We start from the raw sequence: 20079 nt of genomic DNA on the forward strand, positions 1-20079 counted from the left end.
TTCAGTTTTGAGGTGTAAAATCTAAAAACGAATAATAGAAGGAATGCGTCGTAACATTATTTATTGTCATGACTAGAATTTGCATCAGTATCTACAAAATAAATATAAAAACCATTGCCAAGGCTTTGCTTAAATTGAGGTTTAAGTAGTTCTCCCGCGTGGGAATAAACCTCCTTATTATCAAGAGTTAATCCAAAGCTTATAATTCTATGATCATTAGTAGCATCAATGTTATATGATGAAAAATAAGCCCTCGGAATACTCTCTTCTACATTGCTCTTCCAGTTTTTTTTAAAAATCTGATGTCCCATTATTGTTGAATAGTCACCAGTATCTGTATCAATAGAAATCTTATAATAATTCTCAAATAAAGAAAAATCACGGTTAGAACTAATAAGTCCCCATTCATTATCATTTTGATAGAAAAAATACTTTGTCAAAAATTCCTCTGTTTCATATTTTATATCTGACTCGCACACACCACTTCTTATCAAAAATAACTGTCTACCAAATAGAGTTGATACTATTAGATAAATTATAAAAGCAACAATAATTATTTTTACAATACCACTAATTACTTTTGCTACTGACATTTTTCTCACTATATCACCTCTAATCATTCATTGTTTAATATTACAGTAATACCAGACTTCTAACTTTCAATGTCGTTAAAATCTGCAATTGAATTACAATATACGTTTATTTAATAAAATTTTTTCTTTTGATGTACACGCCAAACTACAAAGATAATAACTACTAAAACTATCAAAATTATTGGAGAGAACATTAAAAGTGTGAACGGTAGATAAGGATTTCTAATGGTGCTAAATATATTTTGCCACCAGTTTTCATCTATGACAATTTCAAGATTCTCCTCTGGAAGAGTATCTGAAACGTACTGATAAGTCCGGGTGTCAATTTTCTCAAATTTAAGGTTACTACTTTTTATAATTGGCATATCCTCATCAAGATATAGATTTATTGTTAAACTTGAAAAATCTTTCCACATGGCTGCAGGTGCAAGATAGTATTCAATTTTTCCTCTTTTAACATTGAAATTATAATCAGGGTATCCACCAAGTCGGTAACAATAAGAAACCACTACGTCATATTCTTCATTTGGTGCAAAATCCATTTGAAATGATATTGTATCAACAGTTTTATCATTATTTTCAATGGCTATCTCCTCGTCTACAAGCACCGCATATTGCCAATTATCTGTGCTAATATCAGTAGAGTAATTTAAAGAATAACTATCAGCAACATATTCTATCGATTTTCCATTCACTAAAAGCTCAGTATTACTATTTTCAATATTTGGAGAAAGAAACATAGACTGTGTGGAAATACTTTCATTCGTAGTATTTTTCATTCTATAAGTTACGAAAATGTCTGCTTCTGCTCCGTCTACTGTTATATCTAACACCTCTGAAATAACTGAAATTACACCATTTTTTTCAAATGTCACTGATGAGCCAATATCTGACTTACTTGGTGATGCCATATTGGCATGAACAGCTTGCGGAGCAAAAAAAACCATAATAAGTATAAGTATTAGAGTTGATTTTAATTTTTTTTTCATAAGAATTCCTCCAAATATTATATAAATAATCTTCACTTCGCATTTATCTACTTATATTCATATATTTTTAAATTGTTTATGTAGTATAATTTTAATATTATGAAATATCCTGCTCTTTATCACATAAACTTGTAAGGAAGTATTACTTGATACTATACCATTTCAAGTCTTTATCTCTAAATGTTCTTGTTCCTAAAGGATATCCATATCTATATAATTCTCTATTATCTTTAGACAATGCTATTGGTTTGATGTCATGTACGAACAATGCTTCATCCCAAACAAATGTTACCAATTCTCCATTTTCTACATTCTTTTTATTTCTTTGAGTTTCTTTACCTGCTTCTATAAAAACAACATTTTCATCCTTATTTTCTATTACTAAAATTGTTGCTTTCTCTTTTTCACTATTTGTACAACTCATCCATCCAATCATTCTAATTTTATCATTTTTGTCATTAATACCTTTGGTATGGGAACTAAATGGTGCTCTCCAAAGAAATCCTCTTTTAGTAGCCATAACCGTTAAATAGTAGTCTGGAACTTTGTAAATATATGCATAACCCCAACCAACATCAACCTCACTAACTAGTTGAGCATCTCTTTCTAAAAAAGAATGTGCCTTAGCTGCCTGCCTTGGTGTAAATCTATAGCCATTAAAATATAAATATAGCACTAATACAGAAAATGCTATGAATATATAGCGTGCTTTTACTTTCATTTATTAAATCTCCTCTCAACTGTACTTTAAAATAATCAACTTTAGTTGATGCACATTATTCTACAGTTGTAGCTCGTTTACCATTATTATACATCAAATATATCAAAATACCACTAAGAATTTTTCATAAATTTTGCACCTCAAAACTGAACCCGTTAATAAATTAAACTATCCCTTAACTTTTAAATTTATAATCCAAGCAATGTCTTATATCCTACAGATAAACCAAATACCATAAGACCTGCCACAAGAAATAAAATTCCATTTCTCTTTTGTCCTGCATCGTGATCGGAGAGAGAGAAAGCAATTTGCACTCCTCCCCAAAATGCTACTAACAGTCCAACTCTACCTACCCATGATGCTATCCATACGACCATGTTATCAAACTTATCTACACCTGCTGTAGTTGACGCAAATACTGTTGTACAATTAAAAGTATAAATTGCTATCATAGCTAAAATATTTCTAGCTATGATTGATAGTTTCTTTATTTTTTTCATAATACTATTTCTCCTCTTCTATTTCTATGTCGTTTTCATCTATAAAACTTTGTATCTCATCATCAAAGCTGAATGGATATTGTTGTTCTTCATCCATAAAAACAATATTTTTATACATCTGTTCTATTTGTTCTATTTCCAATTCAAAATCTTTCATCTTATAGCCTTCGAGAATTTTAATACGTTCTTCTTCTTTATCTTTCTGATTTTCCATATCTCTTACTTTGCTATAATCAAAACAATTCTCTTCCGATACTTCAAATAAATACATATAATTTCTATGCTTTGATAAATCGAACTTCTTTGAATAAAATGGTAGCATACCTCTTATTAACAATATACAATCACTGTCAGGCATCCTTCCTATTTCATCAGGTTGCATAAGTTCACGTCCGTGAATACCAAAGTTATATGAAGTACTTCCTTGTTTGCCTTTTGAATAATTTATATTTCTTGTATCTATAGTCTCCTTACCAAGACGTTTACTTATATACTCTAATGTTGATTGTTCTTGTCCACCTAGGAATAATGTAGAATCACAGTTACCCGTAATGCTCTCCCAGTTATCTTTGTAAATTTCTTTTAATTGGGCCATGTTTTGAATAATAATTGTAGAACTAATTTCCCTACTTCGCATAGTGGCTATCTTCTTTTCAAAGTCAGGTATTTGACCTATGTTTGCAAACTCATCAAGCATAAATCTAACATGTGTTTTTAGCCTGCCATCTTTAGTTTGAAAATCTGCAATGTAATATAATCTTTCAAATAGCTGCCCATACATCATAGACACTAAAAAATTAAATGTATTATCGCTATCAGGAATGATTACAAATAGCGCTGTTTTTTCATGAGCAATTGTTTCAAGGTTCAATTCATCTTTTATTGTTAAATCAGATAATGACTCTAAATTAAATAGTGACAATCTAACACCAACTGAAATAAGTATGCTTTTAGTCGTTTTGCCTGCACCTTGTTTGAATATACCATACTGTCTTACAGCAATATGTTGTGGTTTTACCTCTTTTAATTGTTTGAAAATAATATCTAGATCGCTCTCATAGTCCTCATTTTCTTCTTTTACACTTGCATACCTAAGTAGCTCCATTACTGTTTTAAAGTTTTGTTCTTCAGGAACAAGCTCATACCACATAAAGTAGAATATAGCCTGTAATAAAGCTATTTCAGATTTTTCCCAAAACGGATCATTACCTCCACCCGATTTAGGGTTTGTATTTTTTATTAAGCCGTTTATTAATTTCATCACATCATTTTCTGTTCTTATATAAACAAAAGGATTATAGCGACTGCTATAACCCATATCTATAAGATTAAATGCTTTTATTTTATATCCCTGCTGATGAAGAAGTGCTCCTGTTTCTCTTAAAATTTCACCCTTTGGGTCAGTTATTACATATGATGTATTTGCCTGCATTATATTAGGTTTAACAAAGAATCTTGTTTTACCTGCGCCAGAACCACCAAGAGCTAATATATTAAGATTTTTTCTTGTTTTCCTTGTATTCAAACTCATTTGTTCAGTTTCTGTAAGTATAATATTATTATTTTCATCTTTATCCAATATTTTTTTAATTTCTTCTTTTTCAGCCCAGCGTGCAGTACCATGTTCTTTTCCAAACATGTACTTTTTATCTAGTGTAATAAAATACAAAGCCACTGCCCAATACAATAAGCTTATAAACATAAATATTTTCAAGTCTTGTTTTTGTGGCATGAAAAAAGGAGTAGATTTAATATGTGCATCTATGTCATCTTGAAATTTACCAAGCATGGTATAATCGAATTGTTCATAGCTATTAAATACTGCTCCTATATGTATTGTTACAAAAGACACAAATATAAACATTATTACAGAAAGTATAATCATTTGTAATTTGTAATTTTTACGTCTCTGTTGCTCCGTCACTACCTGTCTCCCCTTTCTTTTGCCTTATCTTTGATTTTGTCTTTTGTTTTAGCTTTGGTTTGTTTGGCCCTCACCTCCTTGATATTATCGTCAACTTCTTTCATTGTCTTCCTATCTGTTTTAACCTGATTTTTATTCTCTAACTTGTTTTTGTCCTTATCTTTTTCCTCTACCCTATTTTTTTGTTTTATTTTAAGCTTTTCTAAGTCTATGTCATTGTAAACAAATTCTGGATTAGAAAAAGTTTTTCCAACTTCATTGACTCTTTTTTGAATATCTTCATTCCTATAATCTTTACTGTTTAAAATGTCTGATTTACCATCAATAATGATTTCTACATAAAGTGTTTTTTCTTTCATATTTTCAGTCATCTTAATGTAATTAGCAGTGTTATCTTTATCCACTATATATGTTTTCAATATTTCTTTTTCTTCTCTATTTACTTGAATATAGTCTTCAGGACTTTCTTTATCAACTAAATATACACTACCTTCTTTATTAATAATAAACTCGTCTAATATTTTACTATCAACTTCTTTTTCCATACCATTAACTTTATCATTTGCCATTTTCTCTAGTATTTTATTGACCATTTCTGCTTCACCTTTCTTATATACATAAGTAACCTTATTATCAGTAGGACTAACATCAAATATAGCATATGTTAATCCTGTTGATTTTGCTTTTGAAGCAAATATAGCTGCATCTTTATCATTTAAGTCAAGCGTTACTAACTCGTCTCCACTTTTTATTAATCTCTTAATATTTACTTCTCCAGTATTCAGCTGTCTGTTCAACTTTCCTAACAATGAAAGAAATATATATTTTAATACTTCTCCTCCTAACTTACCAAAATCTCTAATCCCTTCCTTGCTTAAATCTGCTGCAAATCCCATTAAGATTCCTGCTGTTTCTCCACCTGTATTCATTATCTTTCACCTCTACTATTATTTTTTTTATTAACCATAGTTACAACTTCTTCCTTAGACTTTTTGTAATCATTTTTCATCTTATTTACATCTTTTAGCGTCTTTTTATCACTTGTTTTATTTTTTTCCTTTTTCTCTAACTTGTCCCCTTTAATAATAACGGAACAATTTGGTTCCATATATACTGAATATTTGCCATCTTTTTCAAATGCAATGTACTTAAAAGCATCCTTATTCATATTTTGAAAATCCCTTAATGATTCAATATTAACATTGCCATATCCTCTAATATCTTGTATTTTTTTGATTTTGTTCCAATCTATATTCCCTTCAACCTGCTGCAATATTTCTTTATTGGTTTCTAAAAGCATGTTTTTGAGTTCCTGAATTCTGTCAGTTGGAACTATTATATTCATTCCAACTTTTATTCCACTTTCCTTCGCAATAAAAGGCATATCCATTTCTTCTATTAGTTCTTTCACATCATAATAGTCTTCATGTGATATTCTTATATATCCCCGTGTATTTTGTCCTTCCATAAGTTTTAAAAGCTCCGCTTTTTTATCTCTGACAGCTTCTTTTTCTTCTGATCTATGCGACTTTTCTCCATGTGCTTCTCTAAATTCAGCCTGAAGTTTTTCAAGTTCTTCTTTTGAATTTACAATTACAGGATCTTTAAAAGTAATTAAAGTGCTCATTATTTTTTCTATTTGTTCTTGCCTTGATAAAAACTGTACAGCTCCTTCGGTTACCCCTTTATGACTTTCATCATCTATATATGCTTCCTCTATACCTTTTGTATTAATAATAATCATAAATTTGTCTATTAATTTATCATTCTTAATTAAGTTAGTTATTAATTCTGATACTTTATCAAAGTATGCTAATCTACTATTTATCTGCTTCTCTGTAACACCCAATTTAGGCTCATAGTTCGAGTAATCTCCAAACCATTGAGTTAATGTCTCAGAAGAAGGAATTTTATATGAAAATTCATAATCATATAGCTTTTTATATTTGTCTAGATTATTTTCTAAAATCTTTACTTGATTTTCTTTAAGTGCTACTTCACTATTATATTTATCCAGCTCATCAAAAATCTGTTTATCACTGACACCTTTAGCTTTCACAATTATGTTTTTATCAAGAGCAAAAACATTTGTTAACCTTTTGTCTTCTTCAATTTTATTTAAGTCTTCATATTCACGCAACTTTTTACAAGCATCAAGTATTGATTTCTTTCCTTGAGCAATTTCAATATTACTTCCTTCATTCACTTCAATACTAATAAAGCTATTAGTAGCTTTATCATAAATTCCTAAAATGTTGTTACTTTGAATTTTTTTGTTACCAACTACAGTATTATTTACTTCATCTTGATATGTCATCTTATCTCTCCTTTTCTTTTTCATCTTTTATATTGGTTTCAAGTTGTATATCTTCAATAAATTTATTTCTTTCATTCTTATTAAGATACTGTTGCAAATCTTCTATATCTGTTAGTACATTACTAATATTGTTTATTCTTTTTTCGACCCCTTTAATTTTTTCAATAATGTCCTCTCGTTGATTAATAAAATCATCATATTGAGCTTCATCTTTTAATCCGAATTTTTCTAATCTTTCTTTACACCTTTCAAATTTTTCTAATTCATATTCGTGCTGTTTTTTATACGCCCCCTTTAAAAATGATTGTTTGTACTCATCGTTATATTTTTTATACTTATGATATAATTCTATTTCTGTACAAACTGCATCCATTTTAATTTCTAATAATTTTAATTTTTGAAGCTTCATTTCTTCTTGTCTAATTTTATTATCTAAAATTTCGATTTGATTTTGAACATCACCTCTTTTATGCAAATTATATTTATTTAAAAGATTTAGCTTGGTAGATAAATCTTCAATACCTTTGATTGCTTTTTTCTGTGCGTATGTATATTTTACTGGTCTGTCATTTTTTATAAATGAGTTTTGATTATTATTAAAAATCATTTTTAGTAATAATATTATTAATTTAACATTAGTTTCTAATGTTCCATGTCTATATGACAATCTCTTCATTTGATATTCAAGACTATTTTTATCGATTCTATAATACTTTTTATCTTTTGATTTAAACGAACCAATATTATGCTCTTTAAATTTAATTCTTTGTTTGATACTATGTTCATCATAATCTAGCCCTAGTGTTTTACCTCTGACAGATTTACTCATTCCTTGTTTTTTGAAAGTTATATATTTTACATTACCTTGCTTGATATAATAATTCTGGTCCTGCATATTTTTAAGAAATTCTTCATAGCTATCTGAACAAGAAATAGCTGCATCAATATCTTCTCTAACAACATCCTTCCAAGAAGTTTTGTTATTGCTTTCTTTCCATTCTTTATATGATTTATTTTTATTTCTTTTATTTGGTTCTATAATACTTAACTCATGCTCTCTGCAAACTAAATCTGAATATTTTCTTATGTCTTTTAATTCATTTCTACATGTATTAAATTTCTTGCCGTTTAATCCTACTGAATTAGCAGTAATATGATTATGAATGTGATCTTTATCTGTATGAGTTGTAAGTATAAATTGGTAATTCCCATCAAGAAATTTTTCTGCCCATTCTTTTCCTATCTTATGAGCCGTCTCTGGATCAACTTCGCCAGGTTTAAATGACTGCATAAAATGATGAGCAAGTATTCCACCTTCCTTATCATATTTTTTCTTTAGCAAATAAAATTCCTTATATGCTAATCTTTCATCAGTACTGCATTTGTATGAACTTACTAAAAATTTATCTTCTGTTTTATCTTTATTTTCTATATATACAATATTTTTTAGAACAGTTGTTTTTATAGATTTTTGTTTTACATAAGCCATATTTTATGCCTCATCTTGTGATTTCTGGATATCCTTATAAATTTCCATAAGTACATTATTTATATTTTTCAAAGAGCTTTTTAAAAAATCAACTTCACTTTTATTAGTAATCCCACCCTGATTTAACTTTCTAGCTATTTGATTTATGTTATTTCCAACTCTGCTAACCTGAGCTGATAATTCAAATATGCTTGTAAAGTCATAAACTATTATTTCTTTTCTCAATGCAGCATTTATAAAGAATCTGTTCATTGTCATATCTGATATCTTTACCTTTTCCATTATTTTTGTATATTCTTCTTCCGTAGTCCTTACTATGATTTGCTTATTTCTTTTTCTTTTTTTATTCATATCATCACCATTATTTATATTCAATTGTTATTCTTGCTTCCGCAAGGGGTCTTAGGGGTATCCCCTAAATACCGGAAGTGGATAGCCACTTCCAATGCTTGCTATACTCAAAACAGGGTTTTAAGTATACAGGCTTTCTGAAAGAAAAAAAGAAAGACACCACTGTCTTTCAACCTTAATCTTTACCGATTTCATTGTTTTGTCATTCTGTATTTCATTATCTATTTTCATTTTAACGTCACACTCCTTATATTTCTTTTATTAAATTGTGGTTAAGATAGTAATCGATTTTGCTGATGCATATCTTATTTTTCTCATAAGATTCTTGTGTACAAGTAAAAATAAAAAGAAAGTCTGTTTGTTGTGTTAAACAACATTCAAGCCTTCTTAAATTTGAATTATCCTTGACCATATATTTTTTATTTGTATCTAGAAATATTTTTCTAATATCATCAATTGTAATTGACATTCATTTTCTCCATTCATGTTATTTGTCCTTTCCATATTAATATCATTGATATAATTATTACTCCAAAGCAAATATAAGGTGCTAATGCTAAATTTACTTTCGTATTTATTCGCTTTGAAATTAGCCCTGGTATTAAAATAATTGTTGCAGATGTAAATGTTATTGCTACAATATCTAAAATATTTGTACCAAATATTAAGCTTAAAGCAGTTAGAAGTTTTATGTCTCCTCCTCCAATTCCTCCACCGGTTATTATGGCTATTAATAAAAAAACTGCAAATGCAATTGCAGCTGATGCAATATATACTTTACAGTTTTGAAAATTTATTATTAAATTAAAAATTCCCAACAGAGCTATTATTAAGCTTAGCATGTCAGGAATTATTTTTTGTTTGTAATCTATGTTTGAAATTTTTATTAACATCAGAATTGTTATAATATAAATTATTATTTGCAATGGATATCTCCTTTAGCTCTATAAAAAAATGACGTTAAATTAATAACATCATTTTTTTTGTAACCAGAATTTCAAGTAATAAAATTTTTATTTTTAAATGATCCTTTATTCCCACCTTACAAAGTAACTATTTGTTTCAGTAAATGAAGGCTTGCAAATAAACAATGGAATGCTACATCTTTCCTTTGGATTTACAATTCCACTTTTCTCAACTTCTCCAGTCAATAAATTTATAGCAATTAATTCATTACCTTCATTTATACCTCCATTATCAATCAGCGCAACTTTGTCACCTAAAACCGAAGCGACAAATGCTCCGTATTCCTTAAAATCATACATTTTACAATTTTCTATATCATATAGAGAAGTATGTTCCACTATGTACCTATCATTAATTACTTCTATTTTTCTACTCCAAGTATCAAAGTTATCCCAATCTGTGTCCGTGAGTTCTTTAGTTTCTATATCAAATATCTTTATGCCTGTAATTGTTTTTACCAACAATTTATTATCTGTTAGATGTAATATTTGAAGATTATCATTCTCATTTATTATCTCTTTTCCTTTTATATCATATAAAGAACAAAATACCTCCGAATTCTTATCGCTATGTCTTAATAATATAAAATATTCCTCATACCCTTCTACATCATACTTATCAGTTTTACTATCAATTTTAAATATTTCATTTCCTTTATAATCAAAGCCAACGTAAGCACTATCTCTATATGCAATATAGTATTCTTCTTCGATTACTTTAACATTACTATCCACTATTTTGTTAAGTGTTACATCATATAAATCTCCTTCTGTTGATAATGCATATTGTCCAATATTTTTCCACTCTCCTCTGACAGTATTATGATTTTCTAATTCACAAAGTACCTTACCCGTATTATTAATTATTGCAAATTCTGGTATACCAGAATTTAAACTTTCAGCTTCTACAAAACAATATCCATTATTAAAAGAATAATACGAATTATAAACTGCTAGTCTGCTCACTAAATCAAAATTATAATCAATAACTAATTCTCCATTTTTATCTATGAAACCCCAATACCCTTCTCGATTTTGAACAGCAGCAAGTCCATCAGAAAATTCCTGCACGTCATTAAACTGTGGTTCTATCACATAATTACCGCTAATAGCATCAATAAATCCCCACATTGAATTTTTCACACTTTGTACACCTATTAATCTTTCTGTAGCACGGTTTTTTACACTTGAAAAATCCTTTTGTTCAATTATTAAACCATCGATAACATTATCATTCAAATCTTCCGCAACTTTAGAACTAACATTTACATCTGTATCTACTTCCTCAGTATTACTTAGGCTACATCCTGTTAAACTTATTACTATAGCAATAAAAATTACCCATAATTTTATTTTTTTATCCATTTCATCCTCCATATATTAATTATTAAATTTCTTAAATTCATTTTTAAAATTAGAAATTAGCATGTAGAACTTAAATTTTGCACTTCAATAATTTACCATAATTATTGTAACTTTGCAATTACTCTTTTTTCTTAAAATTAAATAAAAACAACTCTTTATTAATATATTAAATTTATACGTCCATCTTGAAAAACTGATCCATTTACTACCAAACTTCGACCATTCCAATTTTCTTTTTCATTATAATCATAAGTTACAGAACCTTTTGAACAATCAAGCTTGATACTTATAATCGTATTTACTGGCAAGTGGGCTGAAGAATAAAACCTTCCTTGCCATGTTTCTGTATCTCCTGTTATAACTTTTGTCATACTTATAATTTGATCTATATTTCCATTGTTTCCTACATCTATACGGCCATACACACTATCTGGCTTACCTTTGCTATCTATTTGAAATGTTACATAATACCCTGTTTTATAAGGTATTAAATCGCTTAAAATCATGTCTTTTGTGTAAGGGAATGTTATGTGTGGATGATTAACTATATCCGTTATACGGAAGTTTATAAGCTTTAAAGCCACAATATCAATAGGTACATTGTCCTTTACTTCTCTTGTAACATTTCCGTTACCGCCATAATTTGTCTTGCCTATAAACTGCAAATTGTAAGTTCCACTTTCGGTTATGCTTTCAGGTATGGTTATATTTTTCTCCCAGTAGGCATAATTACTATCTTCAGATACCTTGCTTAATACATAACTTGTGCCGTTAAAGCTACAGCCAACAGTATCAGTAATTTTATTGGTCTTCGCTTTCAACTTAATAGAATCTCCAACCATTATTTCACTCTTATCACTTTCAAAACTTCCTATCAAGCTTAATTCTGGAACAATATAATAATTCTTTGTGACTGTTGCAGACTTAGCATCAGAAATTTGATAAGGTGGTATAGGTGGTTTATCAGTAACATTGAACGTTATGCGATATGCTCCCCATGGTAGACCTTGACCTTTAAAGCTATTTACAAATGGAAATTGTTTTGTGTAGTTGTATGTGTTTGTTGCTGCTGCTCCTCCTGATATATTATTCATATCTTTAACAGCAAACCGCTCTAATTTCCAGTTATATGTGAAGCCTGTGTTGTCCGTATTTGGATCATTAACATTTGTGTCAAACCTTGCATATTCTTCTGAAAATAATGTATTAGATGGTCTATATATTAATGTGTATAACCCTAATATTTTAGGAAATGACCAAGCAGGGTTTTCATTGCTTACAAGATTAAAGTTTACTGTCGGTGCATCATTGTATATAGTAACTTCAAAAGACTTTGTAACAATTTCACTATAAACACCTGAAGAATTTCTAACCATCAATGATATTTCATAAATTCCAATACCATTAGTTAATATATGACTATTTAAAGTGCTGCTAATATCTCTTTGTGTACTTGTAAATAAATTCTTACTATCCTTTTTTACAGTCCATATATAATTTAAGGCTGAACCACCTGTATCATAACTTGTATCTGTAATAGTTTGACTTTCAGAATTTATTATTAATGGATCTTTATCTATTAAAAAGTCTGCAATAGGTATACTTTCATTTAATTCAGGATACCAACCATCTTTAATAGCTTCACCGTCTATATATTTACTACTCCAATCCGACCATACACCCTCTAGGTCTTTTACTCGTAATAATACTGTAGCATTAAACCATTTAGAGTTTTTTAAACTGTTCTGAATCCATGTTATTCCACTAGCTTTACTTGTAGAATTTTGAGTTGTTGTTATACCATCCCGATTGATTAATTTCCATTGCCATTCATAAACTCCTTTATTAGAAAGACTTTTATGATCTATGTCATATGAATTTTCAGTTATATTAATTAAAACATTCTCATTTGGTAAACTAAAACTTAATTTCATATTATCTATAAGAAAACTTGGTCTACCTGACCATTCATTATATTTAGGTACTAATAACAACAACGAATAATTGCCTTCTGATAATTTATATTCTACATTAGCACTATCATAGAATGTTTGATTTATACTTGTCCCTATTAGTTTAACATTTATAGTTCCTTTTTTATTATCATCAATTATATCAAACTTTATTTTAGCTGATATTGCATTATCAGGTACATTAATTTTAAATTCAGCATATGTATAACTTTCGTCATCCCTTTTATTTGTACCATACAACTCTAAATACCCATTTCTTATGCTACCCGTTTGAAAAGATGCATTTCCTTCGTATCTTGTAAAAATCGGTTCTAATACATAAGTTTCATCTTCAAAATCTTCAACTAATAAAGTATTTTTATATGCATTAGATGAAAAATCAGCTATACCAAAATTCGATATTGGTTTTCTATGTACATAAATATCTTGTGCAAATATATTGCTATATTTTCTATAACTATTAAATGGATCTAATAAATTCAAATCAGGAAACAAAGGATTATCCTTTACCCTATAATTTAAAGTATACTTTCCTGTTTTACTAAAATTCTCTATTGGTTTACCAACCCAAATATTATTAATGTCTATAGTCCCTAAATTGTTTTCAAAATAAGTAGGTAAATGATAAAATTTAAATGCTTTTGAAAACAAAGGATCATTTTCATTATCTGAATAATTTTCTTTGTAATTTATTGTGTTTTCTAATAACAAATATTGATCCAATGTATTTGAGCCACTATATTTATTTCTTATATACGAAGTCGCAGTATTTAAATTATCATATACATTGTTTAATTCTATATATGTACCATTGTTTTGATTTTTTGTTGTAAGCTCTTTTAATTTAGTTCCGTTAACTGAATTAACACCTATATTTATAAGATTTATTTCTTTCCCTTGTAATAACCCTGCTGTTTTATTTAATTGTTCATTGTCAGTTAATTCTTTAAGTTTATTATTTTCCACTAAATTAATAATGTATTTATCTGTTTCATTTCCCCAACTTAAATTATTAACAGCTTCATAAATACTACTGTTGTTTATATATGTTAACTTTTCAATATTAAGATCTACGTTCTTTGAAGTATAACCGTCTTTTGCAGATATTCCTAAATAACCCCCTGCATCTAAACTATTTATATTTTTTTCAAATACCAATTTACTACCATCGTATGCTTGTAATAAATTTCCCACTTGTCTAATTCTTGAAACAGTAGTTTCATAATATTCCCATTCCCCATGTTCTTTTTTTCTAGTATAATAAAATTCTTCAAGAATATTAGATACACCATTTTTTACTTGTACGATTTCAGCAATTTTATTACCTGCCATCCAATTTTTATAATACTTTTCAGAGTAAACAAAATAATTGCTTTTATCTTGTACATTAAACAAGAATACCGCATCTCCCATATCATCTTCGCCATATTTCAATGGGCTAATACTTAAATCAAACTCAATATCAAAATCGATTAGTTTTTCATTTGAAATTGCAGAATAAAAATTTACATCTGAATAAGGAGCATTCCAAACACTATAGCCATTTATACTGGTATTAACATTATTATAACCATAATTTAAATGATAGTAGTCTCTTTCTATTATTCGTACTGGATAGCTATTACCCCAAGTTCTATTTAAATCTTTATATTTTAGATTGCTTATATCAATACCTGATAAATTACCTCCTAAATATAAATTTGGTACTGGTATTCCATTCCAACCATCAGCATATATTCCACTTGGTAACATATTGTACCAAAACCCTACTAATGGTTTTTCAGGGTCAGTATCAGGATTACCGCCTGTATCTGTCACATCTTCAATTTCTTCATATTCAAATCTATGATCATCAACATAGCCATTCATTGTAACCTTTTTCCAAGTTAGTGTATTACCTTCTGTTAATCCATTTACTTCATCAGCAAGATTTAAAACATCAATATTTCCTATCCTTATGTTATTTTTACTTTCTAACCATAGTTTTAAGTTATTTAAATTATTATCTACATCAACTTGTCTTGTTCCAGTTAATCCAGTAGTCAATACCTTTACATCAATTTTATTATATTTTTCTAATCCCAATGTACCTACTGGAGCTGTATTGTCAATTTCTGTAGTTATAGTTGTAAAAGCAGTTTTATAATCTTCATTTGTAATATATTTTTCGATAGTTTCTTGTTTAAAATCTTCTTTAACATTAATAACAAACTGATATTTACCTACCTTAAAAGATGTTAAAGTAATTTCCTTATAAAGAATACCATTGATATTAACATCTTTATGAGATAAGTTTGATGTTTGCAAAATTTCATCTAAAAAACTACCGTTATTATTACTATCAAACTTGTATTCTACTTTTGTAACTTCAGCTAAATCATCATCAGTTGAAGTTGCTAAAGCATTAAACTTAATTGTTGCATTCTTACTAGAATTTCTATAATGTTTTGAATTTACATTTGCTGTTATGGTAGGTGGTAAATCTTCGTTTATTGTTAATACCTGTTCAGTCCAATCTGATACATTACCATCAGTATCTGTGACTTGAAGTCTGATTTTATATTTTCCTGGCTCTTTGAACATCATCTTTATGTTTAATGGCTCATATCTTGCATTCAATACATTGCCAGTTATTAATTTATTTATGTCTCTTTCAAATTTAACTGAATTAATATTTTGACCATCTAAAGGTTCTATCTCCCACATATCTTTACTGTGATCTATTGTAATGTCCATGTCATGTAACCATGATGCAACATGTGAACTGTTACTGTTTAACTTTATAACCCTGTTTTGTTTTCCATAAAACTCGTGATCTATCGGATATCTGTAGCTTGATGTATCTTTTATAACTGCTGTCGGGTTTAAGCTTAGAACTTCTGGCCTTATTGTTTCTTTATATGTGTCATTTAATCCTTCCGTATCCTGTACATATACTGTTAATTCCCACTCTTCGTCAGTAGTAAAAACAACATTTATGTTTCCATTATCATACCCATTAAAAATGATTGATGTATCTTCGAAGTTGTCTGCTTCATCTAGCTCATATGCACCCCAAGGCATCATTTTAAATTGAATCGATTTAACTTGGCCTGTGTCATTAATATTTCTAAAGATATATCTTACATAATCAATATCTTTTAAACCGTTTGGATCATTACAGTAATTGTCAATAACAACATCTTTACCTATGAATGCCTTTCCATATACTCTGCTCTCTGTTCCTGAAGGCAATATCTTCTTTGTAGCATATCTATAAAATGCAGTAGGCGGCTTATTTTCTACGATATCTACATATAAACGTAAAGTTGTTTTTTCTGCATTAAATCCTCCACATGTACAAAACACCCCTAAAGTCACTTCAATTTCTGCGATATATTCTGTTTTTTCAGTGTTTGTCGGAGTAAATTTTACTGCTGGGACATTTAAATTTTGATACGCTGTTGAATAAATATCATATCTTGTAAAGTCGTATGAAGTACTACCGGGATATTTCAAATAAATATCAAAAGAGTGGAATTTATGTTCTCCCTCAACTTCTTCCCACTCTGTTCCGCTTAATTGTTTGAATCCACCTTCAAAATCACCAATTCCTATTTTTACATTATTGAAAAATATATCTGTCGCATTATCAAAATCTCTTCTTTTCATTGTTACTCTTTTATCTTCAGTTTCAGTATCAAATTGAGGGTCGCATTTAGGCTTTTCAGGCTCTTCATATTCTTCGTAATGGAATGTAATGTTGAGATTATTATTTACCGGTGTTGAATAGTCAAATAGCCCCACAACAAAGCTTGTTGAATTGTCCAAGAAGTTTTTTGTTTCTTTACCAGTTATGCTATATCCAGTGCATTTATATCCATCTATTCTTTCAGAATTCTCAATTAAGTTAGCTCCGAGGTTTGTCTTTCTTGTTTTGTCACTCATAAGCTTGTTATCGTCTTCATCCACATATTTAATAGTTACATTTATATCTCCATCACCCGGATCATCTGGATTGCCCCCATGGTCTTCCCACCAACCTTCAGGATCAGCTAAGTAATCAGAATCAACATATTTTATTACTACTGCGATGTAGCATTTATACACGCCCCCACCCATATCCTTTGCAAATTTACTTCCCAAAAAGCCTGGATCAGGAGGATTAAGAAGTTTAAAGGATGCTGTAAATGTAACCTCTGTATTTTTCTCCCCCGTATAAGCCTGTGGGTTCCATATTGAAGCATGTTCTATGTAATGCTTCCTAACTTCATTCTCAGTCATATTATGATAATTTAATTCATTCCATGATCCTTTGTAATTTCTAAGATCTATTATACTGTCAATTTCATAATTACCCTCAATAAGTGTTGTTGGAAAAGTCAAGTCAAATTCAGCGTATTCAGAAGGAACCTGCCCTATATTTTTTCTTTGACCTGGATAGTCTACATCAGCAAAATATGAATCTCCAGTTTTCCAGTACCCGTAATAGGCTACAACTAAACCATATTTGTATGGCGATATATTTGCTTTTATTGCTGACTTGCTCTCTTGTATTGCATTAGATATGGCAAACACCGAAATTATTGTTGCTAATATAAGCACTATAGCAATAATTATAGTTTTTTTATTTATATTCCTCTGCATTCTTACCTCTCCTTTTATTTTTGCATTAAAAAAAGAACATATTTCTATGCTCTTAATTGATAAATTCTATTCCTTATTTAATTTCCTTTAAACCACTTGCATCTATTTCAAGCACATCATTCGTTGAAGCTGCTGGATAATATGTTCCTCGTGTGTCCATAATAATAATTTTGCTTAAGTTTTCTAACTCAAATCTTATAATACCTTTATTAGTAAATGCCATGGTTGTAAATTGCTGATTTATTTCTACTTTTGGATATTCCCCAAGAGCATAATTTGGAAACATTTCCTTAATCTTATTATATACAGCTTCACCACCATATGACGAAATTGCTTTTACTACAGGTCTAACATATGAGCTTCCCGATTTATTTACAAATGCCACGTTAAGTGATGAATCCACCCAATAATCAGTTGTGCCTTTATTGTCATCACTTTTTTCAATTGGATATGCATGAATAATTATCGCATCCACATTGTCTAAGTCACCTTGACCCCATGCTATAGATGTATCTCCATGGTATGGAGCTTTCTCTGCTGGAAGTTTTTGAATTCCTGTTATGACTAATCCTCCGTATCTTATGGGTAACATTGAAATATCTGCCTTTATTAAATTCTCAGCTTTATACGTTATATCATTATGCATACCGTATTGAGCATATTCTTTCAATTTATCATATCCACTCTCTTCAATTGTAATTTTATCTAAATCATTTGCATCGATTACTCCATTTGCATCCCGTTTTACAATCTTAACTGGATTTCTCAGCTCCGGATTTATTACTCTACTTATTACTGCTACAGCCTCAGCTCTGGTTAGTGTACCAGTCGGCTTAAAAGTTCCATCAGGGTATCCGGAGATTACACCTATTCCGTTTATTGTTAATATTTTTACATCTGTTTTTTCTATGTCTGTCCGTCTGTCACTTAAATATTCAAGCTCTGCATCAGTATATGCTGTTATTTCTTCTTTTTCAGTCAGCACATTATATAATATTTCTGCCATTGTCTGTCTGTCAATATTTTGATCTATAAGTGATTTTTGCTGTTCTGTAATATATTTACACTCTATCGCTTTGTCAATGTAAATTTGATACCATTCATGTTTCCCTTTTTGACTTACCAGCTTTTCCTCAACAGCCACAACAAGCATTTTTATAAATTCTTCAAACTTAAGCGTATTACCTGGTTTAAATGTACTGTCTTGATATCCGGAAATAATATTTTTTTCCGTAAGCTCCTGAAGGTTTTTATAGAACCAATCGTCTGTCTTAACATCAGTAAAATTTATTTCAGCTGCGCTTGCTGAAGAGGAAAATATTATAATTATTATTGCAATAGTTGTTATTATTTTTTTCATACCTGCCTCCTTATCTAATGATAATCTTCTCTTTTGCGTTATTTGTATATCTTTTAATTTATATTAATCCTTATAGCACAAAAACCAAGAACTACAATTTAATCCTAAGCTTTCGCCTTCATTTTCTCTTTGCAATGCCTCTTCGAAAGTATGAGGAGGAGGAACAACAACTGGTTGACCTGGAATCCAATTTGCTGGAGTATAAACATTATTTTCATAAGTTAATTGGAGTGAATCAATCATCCTCAAAATTTCATATAAATTCCTGCCACATGATACTGGATACGTTAAAATACCAGCTATTTTCCCTCCTGGATTTATTATAAAAGCATCTCTTACACTTTCTTCGTATATTCTATCAGGATTGACCATCCCATAAAGATTTGCTATTTCTGCATCTCTATCAGCCAAAAGTGGAAAAGGAACCTGAAGTCCTGTCGCTTTATAAATATCCATTAACCATTCAATATCAGAAAAAGTACTATCTATTGTTATACATAAAAGTTGTACATTTCTTTTTTCAAACTCTGCATATAGCTGCGTAAATGCAATTAATTCAGTAGTTGATATAGGACCAAAATTAACGGGTTCACTGAAAAGCAAAACCCACTTTTCCCTATACTTTGACAATGTAATAACTCCTTGAGTAGATGAATCGGTAAAATCAGGTGCCATCCTTCCTATTGTAATGCAATTACTTGGATTTTTAAAATTATTAGCAGAAACAATATCGTTAGAAATCATAACCCCTCCATACTTGTATTCTTATATTAAATTATATGACTACAAGTAATTTTTATGAGTTATTAAATTTTTATAATGATAAAAGATAAACAATACTATTGAAATAATCTATCTTGTTTTTTTATGGTAAGTGCTACTAACATTGTAAGTGTAACCATTAGA

The 20079-nt window shown here is 29.4% G+C and carries 15 protein-coding genes; all 15 read right to left on the reverse strand.

Annotated features, from left to right (window positions below):
• Positions 1-56 precede the first annotated feature (56 nt).
• Positions 57-620 (reverse strand): hypothetical protein, encoded by a 564-nt coding sequence (locus tag J2Z76_RS12665; protein WP_209512439.1) that lies wholly within the window; start codon positions 618-620, stop codon positions 57-59.
• Positions 621-703: 83 nt separating this feature from the next.
• Positions 704-1582, reverse strand: coding sequence for a hypothetical protein (locus tag J2Z76_RS12670; RefSeq protein WP_209512440.1), 879 nt, complete (start codon positions 1580-1582; stop codon positions 704-706).
• A gap of 142 nt (positions 1583-1724) precedes the next feature.
• A complete protein-coding gene (locus tag J2Z76_RS12675) occupies positions 1725-2303 on the reverse strand; it encodes a hypothetical protein (RefSeq protein ID WP_209512441.1) in 579 nt (192 codons plus the stop codon).
• 188 nt (positions 2304-2491) lie between these two features.
• The gene (locus tag J2Z76_RS12680) at positions 2492-2803 is read right to left on the reverse strand and encodes a hypothetical protein (protein WP_209512442.1); all 312 of its coding nucleotides are present in this window, start codon (positions 2801-2803) and stop codon (positions 2492-2494) included.
• Positions 2804-2807: 4 nt separating this feature from the next.
• Entirely contained in the window at positions 2808-4727 is a 1920-nt protein-coding gene (locus tag J2Z76_RS12685; RefSeq protein ID WP_209512443.1) for a VirD4-like conjugal transfer protein, CD1115 family, read from the reverse strand.
• Positions 4727-5656 (reverse strand): DUF3801 domain-containing protein, encoded by a 930-nt coding sequence (locus tag J2Z76_RS12690; protein WP_209512444.1) that lies wholly within the window; start codon positions 5654-5656, stop codon positions 4727-4729. Before J2Z76_RS12690 ends, J2Z76_RS12685 begins: the two co-directional genes overlap by 1 nt.
• A complete protein-coding gene (locus J2Z76_RS12695) occupies positions 5656-7044 on the reverse strand; it encodes a hypothetical protein (protein WP_209512445.1) in 1389 nt (462 codons plus the stop codon). Before J2Z76_RS12695 ends, J2Z76_RS12690 begins: the two co-directional genes overlap by 1 nt.
• 1 nt (position 7045) lies before the next feature.
• The gene (locus J2Z76_RS12700; RefSeq protein WP_209512446.1) at positions 7046-8533 is read right to left on the reverse strand and encodes a relaxase/mobilization nuclease domain-containing protein; all 1488 of its coding nucleotides are present in this window, start codon (positions 8531-8533) and stop codon (positions 7046-7048) included.
• Positions 8534-8536: 3 nt separating this feature from the next.
• Entirely contained in the window at positions 8537-8884 is a 348-nt protein-coding gene (locus J2Z76_RS12705; RefSeq protein WP_209512447.1) for a plasmid mobilization protein, read from the reverse strand.
• A gap of 247 nt (positions 8885-9131) precedes the next feature.
• Positions 9132-9353 (reverse strand): hypothetical protein, encoded by a 222-nt coding sequence (locus J2Z76_RS12710; protein WP_209512448.1) that lies wholly within the window; start codon positions 9351-9353, stop codon positions 9132-9134.
• A gap of 13 nt (positions 9354-9366) precedes the next feature.
• Positions 9367-9810 (reverse strand): prepilin peptidase, encoded by a 444-nt coding sequence (locus tag J2Z76_RS12715; protein WP_209512449.1) that lies wholly within the window; start codon positions 9808-9810, stop codon positions 9367-9369.
• Between the two features lie 105 nt (positions 9811-9915).
• Positions 9916-11214, reverse strand: coding sequence for a WG repeat-containing protein (locus tag J2Z76_RS12720; protein ID WP_209512450.1), 1299 nt, complete (start codon positions 11212-11214; stop codon positions 9916-9918).
• 158 nt (positions 11215-11372) lie between these two features.
• Positions 11373-17813, reverse strand: a complete 6441-nt coding sequence (locus J2Z76_RS12725; protein ID WP_209512451.1) for a hypothetical protein — start codon at positions 17811-17813, stop codon at positions 11373-11375.
• Positions 17814-17886: 73 nt separating this feature from the next.
• Positions 17887-19173 (reverse strand): S-layer homology domain-containing protein, encoded by a 1287-nt coding sequence (locus tag J2Z76_RS12730; RefSeq protein ID WP_209512452.1) that lies wholly within the window; start codon positions 19171-19173, stop codon positions 17887-17889.
• 63 nt (positions 19174-19236) lie between these two features.
• Entirely contained in the window at positions 19237-19917 is a 681-nt protein-coding gene (locus tag J2Z76_RS12735; protein WP_209512453.1) for a peroxiredoxin, read from the reverse strand.
• Positions 19918-20079: the final 162 nt, after the last annotated feature.

The organism is Sedimentibacter acidaminivorans (assembly GCF_017873955.1).
Lineage (GTDB): Bacteria > Bacillota > Clostridia > Tissierellales > Sedimentibacteraceae > Sedimentibacter > Sedimentibacter acidaminivorans.